Origin of the sequence: Burkholderia sp. Bp8986, from assembly GCF_003854225.1 — a bacterium.
Taxonomy (GTDB): domain Bacteria; phylum Pseudomonadota; class Gammaproteobacteria; order Burkholderiales; family Burkholderiaceae; genus Burkholderia.
The window spans coordinates 178620-196032 of record NZ_QTQM01000002.1 but is presented as its reverse complement, the minus strand read 5'-3'; the positions used below and the strand labels follow the sequence as shown (position 1 = coordinate 196032).

17 protein-coding genes are annotated in these 17413 nt (G+C 69.0%); 4 read left to right on the top strand and 13 right to left on the bottom strand.

The genetic code is table 11. The annotated features are described in order from the left end of the window. Positions 1–287 precede the first annotated feature (287 nt). The 3 genes from kynA to kynB all read right to left on the bottom strand — a co-directional run bounded on the left by kynA (position 288) and on the right by kynB (position 3260). A complete protein-coding gene (gene kynA / locus DID99_RS02855) occupies positions 288–1214 on the bottom strand; it encodes a tryptophan 2,3-dioxygenase (RefSeq protein WP_044844544.1) in 927 nt (308 codons plus the stop codon). A 92-nt stretch (positions 1215–1306) separates the two neighbouring features. Further along, the gene (gene kynU, locus DID99_RS02850; RefSeq protein ID WP_409333442.1) at positions 1307–2563 is read right to left on the bottom strand and encodes a kynureninase; all 1257 of its coding nucleotides are present in this window, start codon (positions 2561–2563) and stop codon (positions 1307–1309) included. Positions 2564–2618: 55 nt separating this feature from the next. Further along, positions 2619–3260, bottom strand: coding sequence for an arylformamidase (kynB, locus tag DID99_RS02845; protein WP_124666038.1), 642 nt, complete (start codon positions 3258–3260; stop codon positions 2619–2621). 130 nt (positions 3261–3390) lie between these two features. Between kynB and DID99_RS02840 the strand changes: the two genes are divergently transcribed. After that, complete coding sequence (locus DID99_RS02840) at positions 3391–3891, top strand: Lrp/AsnC family transcriptional regulator (protein ID WP_044844460.1); 501 nt, start codon at positions 3391–3393, stop codon at positions 3889–3891. Here the strand turns inward: DID99_RS02840 and DID99_RS02835 are convergent. From DID99_RS02835 to DID99_RS02825, 3 genes are all read right to left on the bottom strand, one after another. Further along, positions 3878–4387 carry a flavin reductase family protein gene (locus tag DID99_RS02835; RefSeq protein ID WP_044844459.1) on the bottom strand — a complete coding sequence of 170 codons (510 nt, stop codon included), beginning with the start codon at positions 4385–4387 and terminating at the stop codon, positions 3878–3880. The two genes, DID99_RS02840 and DID99_RS02835, sit on opposite strands and share 14 nt — an antisense overlap. Positions 4388–4706: 319 nt before the next feature. Beyond that, positions 4707–5372: a hypothetical protein gene (locus DID99_RS02830; RefSeq protein ID WP_124666037.1), complete on the bottom strand. Its 666-nt coding sequence runs from the start codon at positions 5370–5372 to the stop codon at positions 4707–4709. After that, on the bottom strand, positions 5369–6775 hold the full coding sequence (locus tag DID99_RS02825; RefSeq protein ID WP_124666036.1) for a selenium-binding protein SBP56-related protein: 1407 nt from the start codon (positions 6773–6775) through the stop codon (positions 5369–5371). Before DID99_RS02825 ends, DID99_RS02830 begins: the two co-directional genes overlap by 4 nt. Positions 6776–7338: 563 nt before the next feature. Between DID99_RS02825 and msrA the strand changes: the two genes are divergently transcribed. After that, positions 7339–7899 carry a peptide-methionine (S)-S-oxide reductase MsrA gene (gene msrA / locus DID99_RS02820; RefSeq protein WP_044844456.1) on the top strand — a complete coding sequence of 187 codons (561 nt, stop codon included), beginning with the start codon at positions 7339–7341 and terminating at the stop codon, positions 7897–7899. A 45-nt stretch (positions 7900–7944) separates the two neighbouring features. Here msrA and DID99_RS02815 read toward each other — a convergent pair whose 3' ends face one another. From DID99_RS02815 to pdxH, 3 genes are all read right to left on the bottom strand, one after another. After that, entirely contained in the window at positions 7945–9276 is a 1332-nt protein-coding gene (locus DID99_RS02815) for a DUF72 domain-containing protein (protein WP_124666035.1), read from the bottom strand. Positions 9277–9299: 23 nt separating this feature from the next. Then, the gene (locus tag DID99_RS02810; RefSeq protein WP_124486959.1) at positions 9300–10520 is read right to left on the bottom strand and encodes a cyclopropane-fatty-acyl-phospholipid synthase family protein; all 1221 of its coding nucleotides are present in this window, start codon (positions 10518–10520) and stop codon (positions 9300–9302) included. A gap of 130 nt (positions 10521–10650) precedes the next feature. Then, positions 10651–11295, bottom strand: coding sequence for a pyridoxamine 5'-phosphate oxidase (pdxH, locus tag DID99_RS02805; protein ID WP_044848555.1), 645 nt, complete (start codon positions 11293–11295; stop codon positions 10651–10653). Positions 11296–11423: 128 nt separating this feature from the next. Here pdxH and tcdA point away from each other — a divergent pair, with 128 nt between their 5' ends. Next, positions 11424–12281 (top strand): tRNA cyclic N6-threonylcarbamoyladenosine(37) synthase TcdA, encoded by an 858-nt coding sequence (tcdA, locus tag DID99_RS02800; RefSeq protein ID WP_124666034.1) that lies wholly within the window; start codon positions 11424–11426, stop codon positions 12279–12281. A 102-nt stretch (positions 12282–12383) separates the two neighbouring features. On the opposite strand, the gene trxA is transcribed toward tcdA, so the two are convergent. After that, positions 12384–13232, bottom strand: coding sequence for a thioredoxin (gene trxA / locus DID99_RS02795; RefSeq protein WP_124666033.1), 849 nt, complete (start codon positions 13230–13232; stop codon positions 12384–12386). Between the two features lie 52 nt (positions 13233–13284). Continuing rightward, positions 13285–14166, bottom strand: coding sequence for a pirin family protein (locus DID99_RS02790; RefSeq protein WP_124570665.1), 882 nt, complete (start codon positions 14164–14166; stop codon positions 13285–13287). A gap of 252 nt (positions 14167–14418) precedes the next feature. Between DID99_RS02790 and DID99_RS02785 the strand changes: the two genes are divergently transcribed. Beyond that, entirely contained in the window at positions 14419–15297 is an 879-nt protein-coding gene (locus DID99_RS02785; protein WP_185733727.1) for an EamA family transporter, read from the top strand. 45 nt (positions 15298–15342) lie between these two features. Here DID99_RS02785 and DID99_RS02780 read toward each other — a convergent pair whose 3' ends face one another. Next, positions 15343–16878: an N-acetylmuramoyl-L-alanine amidase gene (locus DID99_RS02780; RefSeq protein ID WP_124522990.1), complete on the bottom strand. Its 1536-nt coding sequence runs from the start codon at positions 16876–16878 to the stop codon at positions 15343–15345. Continuing rightward, a complete protein-coding gene (gene tsaE, locus DID99_RS02775) occupies positions 16860–17411 on the bottom strand; it encodes a tRNA (adenosine(37)-N6)-threonylcarbamoyltransferase complex ATPase subunit type 1 TsaE (protein ID WP_044848561.1) in 552 nt (183 codons plus the stop codon). Before tsaE ends, DID99_RS02780 begins: the two co-directional genes overlap by 19 nt. Positions 17412–17413 lie beyond the last annotated feature (2 nt).

The following is a 17413-nucleotide window of genomic DNA, read 5'->3' as shown; positions in this document are numbered from 1 at the left end:
GCCGCAACGATATGGCGATATGCCGGCGATCGTCCCGGTGGCTCGTCGGCTCGTCCGCACGTCGATATGTCGGCCCGTCGGCCCGTCGGAAACGCGGCGACCGCGTCGGCATCGGATCCCGCACGCGGACGGCGCGAGGCCGATCCCGTGCGTGCCCGGCCCTTGCGCGAGCCGGCGGCGCCGGCTGCGGCGGCACATTCCGCGGCGTGCACACGAACGCGCGTTGCCGCGCGAAGGGGAGGCGCCGGCCCGCACGTCGTCGTGACGCGCGGGCGCGAGGCGATGCGTTACAGCGTGGTGCGCACGTGCCAGAGCTCGGGGAACAGCACGACGTCGAGCATCTTGCGCAGATACGGCGCGCCGCTCGTGCCGCCGGTGCCCTGCTTGAAGCCGATGATGCGCTCGACGGTCGTCACGTGGCGGAAGCGCCACTGGCGGAACGCATCCTCGAGATCGACGAGTTCCTCGGCCATCTCGTAGAGCTCCCAGTGCTGCTGCGGGTGACGATAGACCTCGAGCCACGCGGCTTCGACCGTTTCGTCGTGACGCATCGGCTGTGTCCAGTCGCGCTCGAGCCGTTCCGGCGCGATCGGGAAACCGCGCCGTGCGAGCAGGCGCACGACCTCGTCGTAGAACGACGGTGCCTCGAGGGTCGCGCGCACCTGTTCGAGGATGTCGGGCCGGTGCGCATGCGGCTGCAGCATCTGCACGTTCTTGTTGCCGAGCAGGAATTCGAGCTGCCGGTACTGGTACGACTGGAAGCCCGACGACTGGCCGAGATACGGCCGCATCGCCGAATACTCGGACGGCGTCATCGTCGACAGCACGTTCCACGCCTGCACGAGTTGCTCGAGGATCCGCGACACGCGCGCGAGCATCTTGAACGCGGGCGGCAGCGCGTCGCCGCGCACCGCGTCGAGCGCGCCGCGCAGCTCGAACAGCGCGAGCTTCATCCACAGCTCGCTCGTCTGATGCTGGATGATGAACAGCATCTCGTTGTGATCGGGCGACAGCGGATGCTGCGCGTCGAGGATCGCGTTCAGCGACAGGTAGTCGCCGTAGCTCATCGACTTCGAGAAATCGAGCTGCGCATCGTGCCAGCCGGCTTGAGCGGTGGCTTCGCCAGGCACGTGCGGCGCTTCATGAGCCGGTTGGGCCGCGCGTGCGCCCGAGAACGGGCAGCCCGCCGGCGCATCGTCGCCGGGTGGCTGAATATGACCAGAATTCACGACTTTCTCCAGATTTGAATGACGGGGCGCGGCGCGCAATCCGCACGTCGCGGCGGCGCGCGCCGGGCTGGAAGCGGTCAGGTCACCGCGCCGCGCTCGGCGAACTCGGGCGCCTTCCACGCGTCGGTGGCGAGGATGTCGCGCAGCGTCTCGACGGCATCCCACACGTCGACGAAGCGCGTATAGAGCGGCGTGAAACCGAAGCGCAGCACGTAAGGCTCGCGGTAGTCGCCGATCACGCCGCGCGCGATCAGCGCCTGCATCACCTCGTAGCCGTGCGGATGCTCGAAGCTCGCCTGCGAGCCGCGCTGGTGATGCGCGCGCGGCGTGACGAGCTTCAGCGACAGGCCCGCGCAGCGCGTTTCGACGAGCGCGATGAACGCGTCGGTCAGCGCGAGCGACTTGCGGCGGATCGCGTGCATGTCGGTCTGCAGGAACACGTCGAGCCCGCATTCGACCATCGACATCGACACGATCGGCTGCGTGCCGCACAGGAAGCGCGCGATGCCCGGATCGGGCGCGAAGCCCGGCTGCATCGCGAACGGTGCGCGATGGCCCCACCAGCCCGACAGCGGCTGCGAGAAATGCGCGAGATGGCGCCGCGGCACCCACACGAAGGCCGGCGAACCGGGGCCGCCGTTCAGGTACTTGTACGTGCAGCCGACCGCGCCGTCCGCGTGCGCGCCGTTCAGGTCGACCGGCACCGCGCCGGCCGAATGCGCGAGATCCCACAGCATCAGCGCGCCCGCATCGTGCACGAGCTGCGTGACGGCCGGCATGTCGTGCATGTAGCCGGTGCGGTAGTTCACGTGCGTGATCATCGCGACGGCCGTGTCCGCGCCGAGCGCGTCGGGCAGGTCCGCCGGATCGTCGATCAGGCGCAGCTCGTAGTCGCCGCCGAGCTGTTCGATCAGCCCTTGCGCGATGTACAGGTCGGTCGGGAAGTTCGAGCGCTCCGACACGATCACGCGGCGCTCCGGCGCGCGTTCGGCCTGGTGGCGCAGCATCGCCGACAGGAGCTTGAACAGGTTGATCGAGATGGTGTCGGTCACGACGGTTTCGCCGGGCGCGCCGCCGATCAGCGTCGCGAGCTTGTCGCCGAGGCGGCGCGGCAGCGCGAACCAGCCGGCGGTGTTCCAGCTGCGGATCAGGCCTTCGCCCCATTCGGCGCCGATCACCTGTTGCGCGCGGGCGGCCGATGCGCGCGGCTGCGCGCCGAGCGAGTTGCCGTCGAGATAGATCACGCCGTCGGGCAGCGCGAACTGGTCGCGCAGCGCGGCGAGCGGGTCGTCGCGGTCGAGGGCGAGCGCGTCTTCACGGGTCTTGATGATCATGATGTCGGGTCAGTAGTTCGCGGACGAGTGGTTCGCGGGTCGATGGTTGGATGAATCAGGAGGACCGGCCGGGCAGCGCGCGCAGCACCGCACGCACGGGGCTCGCGTCGAGCGTCGCGAATTTCAGCGGCAGCGCGATCAGCTCGTAGTCGCCGGGCGGCACGTCGTCGAGCACGATCCCTTCGAGGATCGCCATCCGGTGCGTGCGCACGCGGTGATGCGCATCCATGGTCTTCGATTCCTGCGGGTCGAGCGACGGCGTATCGATGCCGATCAGCTTGACGCCGTGCGCGGCGAGCAGGTCGACGGTCTCGGGCGCGACCGCGCAGAAGCTGCTGTCCCATTGCGCGACGCTGGCGCGCGCATAGGTGCGCAGCAGCACGCGCGGCGGCACGCCGGCGAGCGCGGCCCCGAGGTCGGCCGGACGCACGACCGGCGATGCGCCGATGCAGTGGATCACGCGGCACGGGCCGAGATAGGTGTCGAGCGGCACCGCGCCGATCGGCGCGCCGTCGGCGTCGTAGTGAAGCGGCGCGTCGCAGTGCGCGCCGGTATGCGGCGACAGCGTCAGGCGCGCGACGTTGACCGGCGAGCCGGCCTCCATCCGCCAGACGCGTTCGACGGAAACCGGCGTGTCGCCCGGCCACACGGGGGTGGCGGGGCTGACGGGCGGCGAGATGTCCCAGAGTGTGTCCATGGCATGACGAGTCGGTGAATCGATGCTTCGAATGATAGGTGGACGCTCGCAGAAAGTGCTTGCGAAATAAACATGGACAATCCGCCCGATTGGCAGATAATTCGACTCAGAGGGAAAACGGGGACCAAAAATGCACGCGATCACGCTCGATGCCACCGACTGCCGGATTCTGGCGGTCCTGCAGGAAGAGGGCAGAATCAGCAATCTCGATCTGGCGGAACGCATCTCGCTTTCGCCATCCGCCTGTCTGCGCCGGATGCGCCTGCTCGAGGAGCAGGGCGTGATCGAGCACTATCGCGCGTGCCTGAGCCGCGAGAAGCTCGGCTTCGAGCTCGAGGCGTTCGTGCAGGTGTCGATGCGCAACGAAGAGAATCAATGGCACGAGCGCTTCGCGGAGGCGCTGCGCGAATGGCCGGAGGTGGTCGGCGCGTTCGTCGTGACGGGCGAGAGCCACTACCTGCTGCGCGTGCTCGCGCACAACCTCAAGCACTATTCGGATTTCGTGCTGAACCGGCTCTACAAGGCGCCGGGCGTGATGGACATCCGTTCGAACATCGTGCTGCAGACGCTGAAGGACGAAGCGGGCGCGCCGGTCGGGCTGGCGCGCATGGGGGCGATCAAAGCGGTGTGAGGCCGTGGAAGCCGCCGCCGTGGAACACGAGCGGCGGAGCGGCATCCGACACGGCACGCACGCCGCAGCGTTCCACTTCGCCGACGAAGATCACATGGTCGCCTTCGTCGTAGCGGCTGCGGTTGTGGCATTCGAACCACGCGAGCGCACCGTCGAGCACCGGCATGCCCGAGTTGCCGGCCGCGTGCGCGATCCCTTCGAAGCGGTCGCCCTTGTAGGTCGAGAAGCGCTTGCACAGGTCGAGCTGCGACGCCGCGAGCACGTTCACCACGTAATGGCTGTTGCTGCGGAACACCGGCGTCGACGCCGATTTGTGCGCGAGGCTCCACAGCACGAGCGGCGGATCGAGCGACACCGAGTTGAACGAGCTCGCGGTGATGCCGATCAACTGCCCGGACGGCGCACGCGTCGTGATGACCGTGACGCCGGTCGCGAACTGGCCGAGCGCCTGGCGAAAGGCGGCCGAGTCGAAATCGGGCGGGGTGGCATGCTTCATCGGGCGGCCATCCGGATCGAAACGGACAGGCGCGGCGCGCGGCGGGTGCGGGAGGCGCGGCGGACGAAAGGCGGCAAGGCCAGGGCGGTCGGTCGGGAAGTGGTGCGCATGGCGCGATTTTAGCGGAATCGCGACCGCCGGGCCCGTGCGGACGGTGCATTGCGGGGCCAGCGTGAGGTAGCGAACACAGTCGCGCGGCGCCGCGATCGGGCCGGCGGCGGCGTTTCTGGCGTGTTTTATCGCGCGCGGTCGGTGGCCCGCCCATGCGGCAGGCCATCCGCCACGCCATGAATCCCGCGCGGCAGCCGCCGCGCGTGCGCTACCGCGCCGCCGCCAGCCCGAGCGACAGCACACCCGTCAGGATCAGGCTCGACGCCCACACCGCATCGAGGTTGAACCAGCTCCGCGCGACGAACTTCAGCCCGAGATAGCGGTACACGAGCCACGCGAGCACGCCGCCCGTGCCGATCATCGCGGCCGCGTGCACGGCCGCGACGACGAGCGCCATTCCGAGATGCGCGTCGACGAGCGTGGCCGCCGCGCGATCGCCGGCGTCCGTGTCGAGCCCGCAAAGCCCCAGATAGATCGGCACCAGCATCAGCCCGGCGCCGTGCGCGAGCGCGACCGCGAACGACCACAGCCCGAGCCGCGCGGGCGGAATCCGCGCGAGCGCACGCGGGTGGCGCCGCCGGATCAGCAGCACCGCGCCGAAGCCGATCACGAGCGCGCTCGCGCCGATCCGGATCGCCGACTGCCATGCAAGCAGCGCGGCGAGCAGCCCGAACGGCAGCATCACCATGAATACCGCGAGCGCATGGCCGAGCGCGAGATAGCCGAGCGCCGCGACGAGCGCGCCGCCGCGGCGCGTCATCAACGCGTTCGACACCGCGAGCGGCCAGCCCATCGCCGGATTGAGCCCGTGATAGACGCCGCTCGCGAGCACGGCCGCCCACAGCGCGAGCGGCGCGGAGAGGCCGGCGCTCAACGCTTGACCGACGGATAGCAGAACGAGTCGGTCGAGCAGTCGCCGCCTTCCAGCCGGATCTGGTGCGCGCGATAGCCGTCGGGGAACTCGACCCAGTAGTCGTCGGCGAGCGTCAGCCCGCCGTCCGGCCCCGCATGCGCGAGCACCTGCGCGGCCGGCACGCCGTCCGGATAGAACTGGTCGTCCCACGTCGAGTAGAGCGAGTTGGTCCAGTACACGCGCCGGCCGTCGCGGCTGATTTCCACCATCTGCGGGCCGCCGGCGAACGCGCGGCCGTTCGAGTGCGGCGCGCGGCGCACGATCCCGCCGATGCGCACCGACCCGGCGAGCACCGGGTGACGCGGATCCGACACGTCGTACTGACGCATCTCGCCCGTGCCCCAGCACGATACGTACAGGAAACGGTCGTCGAGCGACAGGTCGATGTCGGTCACGAGCGGCGGCACCGCGCCGAATCCCTGGAGCAGCGGCGGCAGTTCGTCGGCGGCGGCCGGCTCGGGCGGAATCGTCGCGGTCTTCTCCACATGGAACCGGCCGTCCTCGCGCCACCAGGTCCAGATCGATCCTTCGAGATTGGTCGTGTCGACCACGACGCCGACGAACCCGTATTCGCGCACCGGATCGTGCGCGGGCCGCACTTCGAGCGCCATCTGGTGCTGCGCGCCGAGATCGATCGTCTGCACGTTGCGCCGCGCGCGCAGGTCCCAGAAATGCAGCCGGTGGCCGTAGCGGTTCGCGAGCAGGTCTTCCGGCACGATGCCGTTCTCGAATTGCGGCGGCAGCGCCCATTCGCTCGACACCATGTAGTCGCGCGGCAGGTTCCACCAGAAGTCGTAATGCTTGTCCTGCGGGCCGCGGTCGATTTCCCAGCGGCCGAGCACGTCGAAGGTCTCGCAGTCCATGATGAAGATGCCGGGCGCGCCGTCGGTGCCGTCCGGGCCCGCGCCGCCGAGCGTGCTCACGTAGATGCCCTCGGGGCCGCAATGAACCGTATGCGGCCGCGAATAGCCGGTCTTCGCGAACACCTCGCCGGGCTCGATGATCTTGTGGATACGCGCCTGCGTCGGGTGCGGCTTCGTGTCGATCACGTAGATCCGCGACGAGCGCAGGCCCGGGATGATCAGGAAGCGGCGCTCGAGAAACGCGTGACCGGTCAGCGGCGACAGCGACGACGAGCACGCATTCCAGCCGAAGTGGTGGAATTCGTCGCCGGTGTTCGGCATCGTCACCGTGTGCACGATCTTGCCGTAGGTCGCCGAGCCGGGTTTCACGTCGATCACGGCGAGCGCGTCGGGCCTGGAAAAATCGGGGCTCAGCAACAACGTATAGGCAAACTCTTCCGCGGGCGCCTGCATCGCAAGTTCCGGCGAAGCGTGAAAGGTCGGGTCAGGCCGCATGCTCATCGTGGTGCCTCTCTCGGTTGTATCGGATCACGGGCGCACGGCCGTTCACTGCGGGCGTGCGGGTCGAACAGGTTGCGTGACGGGAATGCAAAGGCGGTGGCGCGCGATTGCAGGACGCGCGGTGCGGTGCATCAGGTCGGGAAAGCGGGGAAACGCGGCGCGCCGGATCGTCGCGCAGGCGGCGCAACGGGCGTACGGTGACGCGAGGGTGCGGTGAAGGCGACGGCGCGCGGGGCACCGGCGGCCGGGCCCGTCATGCGGGCGATTTCTGCTGAGGCGTGCATATCGATGTTCCGGCGGATGTTGTTGGCATCAGGGCGGGCATGCATCGGACGCTGCGTGCAGCCGGACGGTGTGCCGTCGCGGCGAAGCGTGCCTAAGTGTAGTCGAGAAACGCGCAGCCGGTGGCGCGCGGCGCGCATGCGGTTCTGCCGGATTCGCGCGCGAGTGAGATACTTGAACGCTGCCGCTGCGCGCCGGGCAACCGGGCAGCGACGATAAGGACCGGCGGCGCCGGCGCGTGCCTGCGTGCCGGCCGCCGTCTTCAACGAGGTACTGATTTCATGGTGAACGAGATGCTTGAAACCGCGACTGTGGGCGGCGGGTGCTTCTGGTGCACGGAGGCCGTGTTTCTCGACGTCGACGGCGTGACGGCCGTCCAGTCGGGCTATGCGGGCGGCCATACGCGCAATCCCGGCTATCGCGACGTCTGCGACGGCGACACCGGTCACGCCGAGGTCGTGAACGTGACGTTCGATCCGGCGCGCATCGGTTATCGCGAGATCCTCGAGATCTTCTTCGCGACGCACGATCCGACCCAGCTGAACCGGCAGGGCAACGACGTCGGCACGCAATACCGGTCGGTCGTGTTCACGCATTCCGACGCGCAGCGCGACGTCGCGCTCGACGTGATCCGCGAACTGGAGCGCGAGCAGGTGTTCGGGCAGCCGATCGTCACGCAGGTCGTGCCGCTCGACGGCAACTACTGGCCGGCCGAGGACTATCATCAGAACTATTACGCACGCAATCCGGGGCAGGGCTACTGCTCGGTCGTGATCGGGCCGAAGCTCGCGAAATTCCGCCAGAAGTTCTCGCACCGGCTGAAGTCGCAGCGCGGCGCGTAATCGGCGCGTCAGCCGCAAGCGGCGCGGGCACCCGCGCCGCGACCCCTACGCAGCCTCGCTGCGCCAGTGCGCGCACGCGGCGGCGATCTCGCGCGCGAGCGCGAGGCACGACAGCGGCGCGGAGCCTTCCGCCTTGTTGTTGATCGTGATGATCACCGGCTGTCCGGCCAGCGCGTAGCGCGCGGCCAGCTCGGCGAGCGCCGCGCGCGTGGCCGGGTCCTCGTCGACGAGCTTGTCGAACGGCTCGTACTTCGCTTTCGCCTGTTCGTACTTGAAGCCGCCGTGCAGGCTCCAGCGCACGATCAGCGGGCCCGGCGCATCGCCGTCGAGCAGCGCGAGCGCGGCCGCCTGGCGCAGCGGGTCTGGCATCCGCGCGTGCAGGCCGACGCAGTAGCGCACGCCGAGCGCCGCGAGCGCGCGGATGAAGCGCGGCGTGAGCAGGCTCGCGTCGCGGATCTCGATCGCGTAGCGCGTGCCGTCGGCGTCCGGCGGCAGCGGCGGCAATGCCGCGAAGAATGCCGACAGCCGGTCGATCAGCGCGGCCGGCTCGGCGAGCAGTTGATCGGGCATCGGCGAGAACTGGAACACCAGCACGCCGGCCTTCCGGCCGAGCCCTTCGAGGCACGGCTGCACGAATTCCCGGGTCGCGAGCTGCGCGTCGAGGAAGGTCGGGTTCGGGCCCGACGGCTCGCCGCGCCTGCCGCGCACGACCGCGTCGGTGACGGACGCCGGCGCCTTCACGACGAAGCGGAAGTCGTCCGGCACCTGTTGCGCGTAGCGCAGGTAATCGGCCACCGACAGCGGCCCGTAGAACGAGCGGTCGAGGCTTACGCTCTTCAGCAGCGGATGCGCGCCGTACGCCTCGAGCCCTTCGCGCGACAGCTTCGTCTGCGCGAAATCGCCGTCGTAGACGATGCCGTCCCAGCCGGGGAAATACCACGACGACGTGCCGAGCCGCACATTGGGCGGCAGCGCGGCCGCGGCGGCGGCGACTTCCGCGGAAACCGGGGCGGGCGGCACGCCGCGCCGGCGCCGGCTTTTCTTCGGCGGCGCGGCCGGTGGAGACGGTTCGTCCCACAGCAGGCCGGAGGCAGGGGGCGGTTCCGCCGGCTCCTGGTCGGCGCAAGGGCGGGGCGATGCACGGCCGGGGCGCGCGGGCGACTTTGCCGGCCGCGCAGTATCGTGCTCGTCCGGCGTCACGCGTGCGTCGGCGCCTGCAGCGTTGTCGCCATCCGCGGGCGCGGCCGCGCCCGCGCGCGCGTCGTCGGGCGCCGCGCCGCCGAACAGGTCGAACTGCCCGTCGGCGTGCGATCCGTCCGGTTCGTCGCGCTGCTGTCGTTGCGGCGGCGTGTTGCGCCGCGTCCTGCCGTCACCCATGCATGCCCAGCGTGAAGTGCCGCCTAGCGCGGCAGCGTGTGTTCGTACATGTAGCGCCGCGACCACGGCAGCGTTTTCGCGCTGCGTCCGGCCTTGCGGCACACGATCTGGAAGATCGACACGTCGTCGTGTTCGAACGCATACGCGCAACCGGCGAGGTACACGCGCCAGATGCGGAATTTCTCGTCGTCGACGAGCGCGCGCGCCTGGTCCGCCTTCGCCTCGAAGTTCTCGGTCCAGATGTCGAGCGTGCGCGCATAGTGCCGCCGCAGGCTTTCGACGTCAATCGCCTCGAGCCCGCCGCGCTGCGCCGCTTCGAGCGCGAGGCTGATGTGCGGCAGCTCGCCGTCCGGGAACACGTAGCGGTCGATGAATTCGCCGCCGCCGAGCGCCGTTTCGCCGCTTTCCGCGTCGGTCGACGTGATCCCGTGGTTCATCGCGATGCCGTCGTCGGTCAGCAGGTCGTGCACGCGTGAGAAATAGAGCGGCAGGTTCTTGCGGCCGACGTGCTCGAACATCCCGACGCTCGTGATGCGGTCGAACTGCCCGTCGATCTCGCGGTAGTCCTGCAGGCGGATCTCGATCTTGTCCTCGAGCCCGGCGGCCTTCACGCGCGCGGTCGCGAGATCGAACTGGTTCTGCGACAGCGTCACGCCCAGGCACGTCGCGCCGAACTTCTGCGCGGCGCGCAGCACGAGCGCGCCCCAGCCGCAGCCGATGTCGAGCAGGCGCTGGCCGGGCTCCAGCTGGATCTTGGTCAGGATGTGGTCGATCTTCTTGATCTGCGCGGTCGCGAGATCCTCGTCGCCGTTCTCGAAGTACGCGCACGAGTACACCATGTTCTCGTCGAGCCACAGCTGGTAGAACTCGTTCGAGACGTCGTAGTGATACTGGATCGCCTTCCGGTCGGTGTTCTTCGTGTGATTGAAGTAGCGCTTCACGCGCGCGAGCTTGCTCGCGCTGGTGACCGTGCTGCGCGCGAGCGAATAGCTGATGTTGATGATGTCCGACAGCCGGCCTTCGATGTCGATCTTGCCCTTCACGTACGCCTCGCCGAGATTGTCGAGGCTCGGTTCGAGCAAGAGCGGCAGCGCCGACGCGCTGTTGACCTTCAGCGTGACCTGCGGTGCGCTGAAGGTGCCGAAATCGAGTTGATCGCCGTTCCACAGCACGAGGCGCGCCGGTATGTTCGCTTTCGCCCGTACTTCGTCCGCCCACTGTGCCAGCTTCTTTTCCCAGAACATTTGGATTCTCCGTTTGTTCGTTGAATCGAATACAGCCAAGTATCTTGACCGGCGCCCGCCTCCTGCGAGGCGGGCGCCCGGATGCAACACGAGACACGACCGGCAAGCGGCACCGCGGCCGCGGTTCGGCTTACGGCGACAGGCGCGAGATCGTCCAGCCCGACGCCGCAGCGGCGTCGCGCGTATAGAGCAGGCGGTCGTGCAGCCGCGACGGGCGGCCCTGCCAGAACTCGATCGCGTCGGGCACGACGCGATAGCCGCCCCAGTGCGGCGGGCGCGGCGGGTTCTCGCCGTAGCGTTCGGCCACGTCCTTCTCGCGCGCTTCGAGCGTCGCGCGGCTGTCGATCACGGCGCTCTGCTCGGACGCCCACGCGCCGATGCGCGAGCCGAGCGGGCGCGACGCGAAATAGCGGTCGCTTTCGTCGGCGCTGGTCTTTTCGATCCGGCCCTCGATGCGCACCTGGCGCTCGAGTTCGATCCAGTAGAACAGCAGTGCCGCGTACGGATGGGCGGCGAGGTCGCGCCCCTTGCGGCTTTCGTAATTGGTAAAGAAGACGAACCCGCGTTCGTCGACAGCCTTGATGAGCACGATGCGTGCCGACGGCCGGCCGTCGTCGCCGACGGTGGCGAGCGTCATCGTGTTGGGCTCGGGGAGCTTGGCGGCGAGCGCCTCCTTGAACCAGCGATCGAACTGGGCGAAGGGGTCGGGGGCGGCATCGGCTTCGTCGAGCGAAGCACGCGAATAGTTGATGCGGAGATCGGCGAGAGTCGTCATGTTATGCGAACGCTTCAATCTGGGGCCAGTATAGCTAACGCGCGAGAATCGTGCGTGCACAGTGGCGCGTGCCGGCGGGGAGTTCAGGCAAAATAGAGGGCTGCTCGACTTACGTTTTCCTTGCTGCCATGTCCGCTGCCGACACCGCCCCGCTCAGTTCCTCTGATCTTACCCCGACCCCGACAATCCAGCTTGACGTGGATCGCGAGCGCCGCTTCGGCGGCATCGCGCGGCTGTACGGCGCCCCGGCGCTCGCCGCGTTCGAGGGCGCGCACGTGGCCGTGATCGGCATCGGCGGCGTCGGGTCGTGGACGGCCGAGGCGCTCGCGCGCAGCGCGATCGGCATGCTGACGCTGATCGATCTCGACAACGTCGCCGAAAGCAATACGAACCGGCAGATCCACGCGCTCGACGGCAATTACGGCAAGCCGAAGGTCGACGCGATGGCCGAGCGGATCGCGCTGATCGATCCCGCGTGCCGCGTGAACCGCATCGAGGATTTCGCGGAACCCGACAACTTCGACGCGCTGCTCGGCGGGGGCTTCGACTACGTGATCGACGCGATCGACAGCGTGCGCACGAAGGTCGCGCTGATCGCGTGGTGCGTCGCGAAAGGGCAGCCGCTCGTCACGGTCGGCGGCGCAGGCGGGCAGCTCGACCCGACGCGCATCCGCATCGACGATCTCGCGCTGACGATCCAGGATCCGCTGCTGTCGAAGGTGCGTGCGCAGCTGCGCAAGCAGCACGGCTTTCCGCGCGGGCCGAAGGCGCGCTTCAAGGTCAGCGCCGTGTATTCGGACGAGCCGCTGATCTATCCGGAAGCGGCCGCGTGCGACATCGAGGATGGCGCGGAACCGTCCGCCGCCGCGCATGTCGCGGGGCTCAACTGCGCGGGGTTCGGCTCGAGCGTGTGCGTGACCGCGAGCTTCGGTTTCGCGGCCGCCGCGCATGCGTTGCGGGCGATCGCGGCGCGGGCCGCGGGTTGATCGCGGCGTCGAGCGACGCGCCAAGGAATGTTGCGGCGCGGCGGAGCCGCCGCGCGCGACGAGGCGAGTCGGCCAGGCCATCGCGGCCCGGCCGTTCGTTCGTCAGTTGAGCGCCATGCTTAGCTTGCGCCGCCACGCGGCGACGAGTTCCGGGCGATCGCCCGCCAGCTCGAACACCGAGATCATCGTACGGCGGCCGAGGTCGTCGCCATACGCGCGGTTGCGCAGCACGATTTCCAGCAACTGCTCGAGCGCGCCTTCGTACGCGCGGCGCGCGATCAGGCTCTGCGCGAGGTCGAAGCGTGCGTCGAGATCGGCGGGGTTCGCCGCGATGCGCGCCTCGAGCGCGTCGGTCGGCGGCAGGTCGGCCGTCGCGTCGAGCGCATCGAAACGGGTCTTGATCGCCTGGTAGCGCGGATCGGTGCCCTGCACGGTCTGCGGCGACAGGCGTTCGGCCTCGGCGTGTGCGGCGTCCACCTGGTTGTTCGCGAGCAGCAGTTCGATCAGGTCGAGCCGCGCGTCGTCGAAGCCGGGGTTCAGCGCGAGCGCCGCTTCGAGGTGGGTGATCGCATCGTCGTAGCGCGATTCGGCGATCGCGTATTGTGCGGCGCGGCGCTCGGCTTCGTCGGGCGCGGGCAGCAGCCGGTCGAGGAACGCGCGCAACTGGCCTTCCGGCAGCACGCCGATGAACTGGTCGACCGGGCGCCCGTCGGCGAACGCGATCACGTGCGGGATGCTGCGCGTCTGGAAGTGCGCGGCGAGCTCCTGGTTCTCGTCCACGTTCACCTTCACGAGCTTCCAGCGGCCTTCGTAGTCGGCTTCGAGCTTTTCGAGCAGCGGACCGAGCGTCTTGCAGGGGCCGCACCACGGCGCCCAGAAGTCGACCAGCACGGGCGTGTCCAGCGACGCCTCGATGACGTCTTTCTCGAAAGTGGCAAGCGTGGTGTCCATGTCGTTCTCTTCGGTTCGAATGTCGTCAGGATGGGGGTGGCGCGCCCCTTTTTCAACGCGGCTTCGACTCGGGCAGCGGAATCCACTCGGTTTCGCCGGGCACCTTGCCCATTTCCTGGTTCGTCCACGCCCGTTTCGCGCGCTCGATCGCGTCGCGGCTGCTGGCGACGAAGTTCCATTCGATGAAGCGCTCGCCGTCGATCTTGTCGCCGCCCAGCAGCATCGCGCGCGCGCCGTTGCCGCTCGCGAGCGTGACGGTGGCGCCCGGTGCGAGCACGGCCATCTGCTCGGCCGGCACCGGCGTGCCGTCGATCGACAGGTCGCCGTCGACCACGTAGACCGCGCGTTCCTCGTGCGACGCGTCGAGTTCGAGGTGGCCGCCGGCCGCGAATTCGGCGGCGACGTACAGCGTGCGCGAGAACGTCGTGACGGGCGAGCGCAGGCCGAACGCGTCGCCGGCGATCACCGTGAGCGACACGCCGTTTTCGTCGCGCTTGGGCAGCGTGTCGGCCGCATGGTGCTCGAACGACGGCTCGGTGGTCTCGTTGGCAACCGGCAGCGCGACCCAGGTCTGGATCCCGTGCACCGTGTGGCCGCTCGCGCGCTGCGCGTCGGGCGTGCGCTCCGAATGGACGATGCCGCGGCCGGCCGTCATCCAGTTCACGTCGCCCGGCACGATCTCCTGCAGCGAGCCGAGGCTGTCGCGGTGCAGGATCGCGCCGTCGAACAGGTAGGTGACGGTGGCGAGCCCGATATGCGGATGCGGGCGCACGTCGAGGCCGGTGCCGGCCGGCAGCGTCGCGGGCCCCATGTGATCGAAGAAGATGAACGGGCCGACGAGGCGTGCGGCGAGCGCGGGCAGCGTGCGGCGCACCTGCAGGTTGCCGATGTCGCGGATGTGCGGCTTCAGCAGGGCTTTGATCGGATCGGTCATGGCGGGCCTCGTGGGGAACGGCAGGAATGCCGGTCATTGTACTGGCGGCACGGCGGCCACGCGTGCAACGGGCAGCCGGATATCCGCCGCGCGATGCGGCCGCGGGGCAGGCACGCGTCGTGCGGCGCGTCCACGGCGCCGTGCCTGGCGCCGATTCCATGTGCGCCGCGCGGGTATCGGGTCGCGCGGCGAAATTCGGTAGACTGAGCGGCGTTCAGGAAACCATCCGACAAAATCGAGGAGACGCCGATGATGGCCCCGAAGGACTTGCTGCTCGCGCTGGTCGTGATCCTGGCGTGGGGCATGAACTTCGTCGTGATCAAGGTCGGCCTGCACGGCATGCCGCCGATGCTGCTCGGCGCGCTGCGCTTCACGCTCGCCGCGGTGCCCGCGGTGTTCTTCGTGCGCCGGCCGCAGATTCCGTGGCGCATGCTGATCCTGTACGGCGCGACGATCCAGCTCGGCCAGTTCGTGCTCCTGTTTACCGGCATGTACGTCGGCATGCCGGCCGGCCTCGCGTCGCTCGTGTTGCAGTCGCAGGCATTCTTCACGCTGGTGTTCGCGATGCTGTTCCTCGGCGAGCGGCTGCGCGTGCAGAGCCTGGTCGGGCTCGCGGTCGCCGCGGCCGGACTCGTCGTGATCGCTGCGCAGGGCGGCCGCGCGATGACGCTCGCGGGCTTCCTGCTGACCCTCTGCTCGGCCGCGATGTGGGCGTTCGGCAATATCGTCACGAAGAAGCTGGGCAAGGCCAACCTGGTGTCGCTCGTCGTGTGGGCGAGCCTCGTGCCGCCGGTGCCGTTCTTCCTGCTGTCGCTGTGGTTCGAGGGGCCGCAGCGGATCGAGGCCGCGCTGCTCGGGCTGAACGGCGCGTCGATCTTCGCGGTGGTCTATCTCGCGTTCGTCGCGACGCTGCTCGGCTACGGCTTGTGGAGCCGCCTGATGTCGCGTTATCCGGCCGCCCAGGTCGCGCAGTTCTCGCTGCTGGTGCCGATCGTCGGGCTCGCGTCGTCGGCGCTGCTGCTCGACGAGCATCTGACGGACGCGCAGCTGATCGGCGCCGCGCTCGTGATGGGCGGGCTCGCGGTGAACGTGTTCGGCGGGAAGCTCGCGCGCCGCTTCGCGGCGTCGTGACGCGCCGGCACGCAGCGCGTGCCGGCGGCGGGGAAGGGTGGCCGGTCAGGCCATCCGGCTCTTCGCGAGCGGCGGATTCGCGGCGAAGTAACGCTTGATGCCGCGGAAGATCGCGTCGGCCATCTGGTCGCGATAGCTGTCGTCGTTCAGCCGGCTTTCCTCTTCCGGATTGCTGATGAACGCCGTCTCGACGAGGATCGACGGAATGTCGGGCGCTTTCAGCACCGCGAACCCGGCCTGCTCGACCGAGCCCTTGTGCAGCTTGTTGATGCCGCCGACTTCCTTCAGTACGTAGTTGCCGTAGCGCAGCGAATCGCGGATCTGCGCGGTCGTCGACATGTCGAACAGCGCGCGGCTGACTGCCGCGTCCTGGGTCTTGATGTTGATGCCGCCGATCAGGTCGGACGAGTTCTCCTTGTTCGCGAGCCAGCGCGCCGCGGCGCTCGACGCGCCGTGGTCGGACAGCGCGAACACCGACGAGCCGCGCGCGGACGGCGTCGTGAACGCATCGGCGTGGATCGACACGAACAGGTCCGCGCCGACGCGGCGCGCCTTCTGCACGCGCACGTTCAGCGGCACGAAGAAGTCGGCGTCGCGCGTCATCATCGCGCGCATGTTCGGCGCGCCGTCGATCTTCGCGCGCAGCTTCTTCGCGATGTCGAGTGCCACGTGCTTCTCGTACGTGCCGCCGCCGCCGATCGCGCCCGGATCCTCGCCGCCGTGGCCCGGGTCGATCGCGACCGTCAGCAGGCGCACGGTGCCGCCCTTGCCGGATTTCGGCGCGGTGAACTTGTAGGTATCGCCGTCGTCCTCGCTGTCGTCGCGGCGCGCGATGACGGGCGGCGGCTTGACGGCCGGCTTCGCGGGCGTGGCAGGCGAAGACGGCGTCGCGGCGGCCGGCGGCGTGCGCGGCGCGGCCGGCGTGTTCTGCGCGAAGCGCTGGAAGAACGCGTCGCTGTTGTCGTTGCCCGCGACGGGCGGCGTCGCCGGCCCGTTCAGCGCGCCCGGCGGCTGCACCTGCTGCGCGCGCGCGGTGTCGTTGAGCGCCTGTTCCTTGCGTTCCGTCTGCGCGATCAGGTCGGTCAGCGGATCGGGCGCGACGGCCGGATACAGGTCGAACACGAGCCGGTACTTGTAGGTGCCGACCGGCGGCAGCGTGAACACCTGCGGCTTCACCGAGCCTTTCAGGTCGAACACCATCCGCACCACGTGCGGCTGATACTGGCCGACGCGCACCGACTGGATCTGCGGATCGTTCGGCGCGATCTTCGACACGAGGTCGCGCAGCGCCTGGTCGAGGTCGAGCCCGTTCAGGTCGACGACGAGCCGGTCGGGACCCTGCAGCAGCTGTTGGCTATTCTGCAGCGGCTGGTCGGATTCGATCGTGACGCGCGTGTAATCGCGCGCGGGCCATACACGCACGCCGAGCACCGACGACGCGTGCGCGAGCCGCGGCGCGACGAGGCCGAGCACCAGCGTCGACGCGCCCGCGCACAGGATCTGGCGGCGCCGCCAGTTGTGCGTGGCGGTGGCCGCCGATTCGATCGAGCGGAACGGTTTGATCAACATCTTTCGAGACATGCCTTTCCTGAAGCGCTGTACGCACGGACGGTGAGGGCGCGGCCGTCGCCATCCACGTCGAGCGAGAAAACCAGATCGGGCACGCCGAGCAGGGGGCCCGCCTGCTGCGGCCATTCGACGAGGCAGATCGCGCTGGAATTGAAATACTCGCGAAAGCCTGCATCGGACCATTCGGCCGGATCGTTGAATCGATACAGATCGAAGTGATAGACCTCAAGTTCCCCGTCGTCGCGCGCGAACGCGTACGGTTCGACGAGCGTGTAGGTCGGGCTGCGCACGCGCCCCGGGTGGCCGAGGCCGCGCAGGATCGCGCGCACGAGGGTCGTCTTGCCCGCGCCGAGGTCGCCGATCAGCTGGATCTGCAGCCCGTTGAACGCGTGTGCATGGGCGAGTTCGCTACGCGCCGCGTCGAGCGCGTGCGCGAAGCGGGTGCCGAAGGCCTCGGTCGCCGCTTCGTCGGCGAGTGCGATCACGCGCTCCGCGAGCGGGGCGGGCAGCGTGTCGGCATGAGGCGTATGGGACGTGGCTGGCATTC